At 57.7% G+C, this 1,127-nt stretch carries 2 protein-coding genes; both read right to left on the bottom strand.

Annotated elements, in window-relative coordinates:
• Nucleotides 1-432, bottom strand: a 432-nt coding sequence (gene flgC / locus AC1DRJ_RS28915) for a flagellar basal body rod protein FlgC (protein WP_477805143.1), incomplete at its 3' end; no start/stop codon positions are given.
• Between the two features lie 3 nt (nucleotides 433-435).
• Entirely contained in the window at nucleotides 436-843 is a 408-nt protein-coding gene (flgB, locus tag AC1DRJ_RS28910) for a flagellar basal body rod protein FlgB (RefSeq protein WP_007943919.1), read from the bottom strand.
• Nucleotides 844-1,127 lie beyond the last annotated feature (284 nt).

Below are 1,127 nucleotides of genomic sequence, written 5' to 3'. Positions count from 1 at the left end.
AGTCAGGACCTTCTGCATCATGGTTTTGGCGGTGTTCATCATTTCGGCGTTAGTCTGGAACGAACGGCTCGCGGAAATCATGTCGGCCATTTCTTCGACGACGTTGACGTTCGGGTAGTAGACGTAACCCTTGGCGTCGGCAGCGGGATGGTTCGGCTCGTAGCGCGCTTCGAGATTGCTCTGGTCCTCGACCACGCCCAGCACTTGCACGCCTTGACCGGCAGCGTCCTGGCTCTGGAACAGCGAATCGCTGCCGCCGTTCTGACCGCCCTGGAACATGGTGGCAAACACCGGGTGACGCGCACGATAGGTCTGGTCGATGCTCGACGAGACGGTTTCGGCGTTGGCGATGTTCGAGGCCACGGTGTTCAGGCGCGTGGTTTGAGCACTCATGCCGCTACCGGCAATGTTGAAAACACTGGACAGGGACATGACTTACTCTCCGCGCAGGGCTGACACCAGCCCTTTGAATTTGCTGTTGAGCAGGGTGAAGCTGGCCTGGAAGCCGACGGCGTTTTCCGCGTAGTTCGACTGTTCCAGCTGGGCGTCCACGGTGTTCTGGTCGATCGACGGCTGCATCGGCGTGCGATACAGCAACGACTCGTCGCCATTGCCCAGGCCTTGAGCTTCGATATGACGGCTGTTGGTCATGTTCAAGGCAAACGTACCGCTCTTGGTTTTCTCGTTCTGTGCGGCGAGTACTTTCGAGAAGTCCAAGTCCCGAGCCTTATAGTTCGGGGTGTCGGCGTTGGTGATGTTGTTGGCCAGGACTTCGGCACGCTGAGCGCGGAAGCCCAAGGCTTGTTCATGGATACCGAGCGCTTTATCGAAGCTGATGCTCATGTCGGGAAACCTTCGGGTGACCTGATTTTTCGTAACAGAGACATAGCAAGCGGCGTGCCAAATAAAAAAACCCCATAAACCGGGGCTTTGCGGGGAGTGGCAAGGCGGCAATGCCAGAAAAGCGGCAACCGGTTTYCGCCACCTGCCGCTTTTCTGCCGCATTCTCACTGGTAACGCTGGTCCAAATGTGGGAGCGGGCTTGCTCGCGAAAGCGGTGTATCAGTCGACATCTGCTTCGACTGACATACCGCTTTCGCGAGCAAGCCCGCTCCCACATTTGGACC

The sequence above is a fragment of the Pseudomonas sp. P5_B2 genome (genome assembly GCF_056400445.1).
The sequence above is the reverse complement of the archived record's forward strand: the minus strand, read 5'-3'. Positions and strand labels throughout refer to the sequence as shown.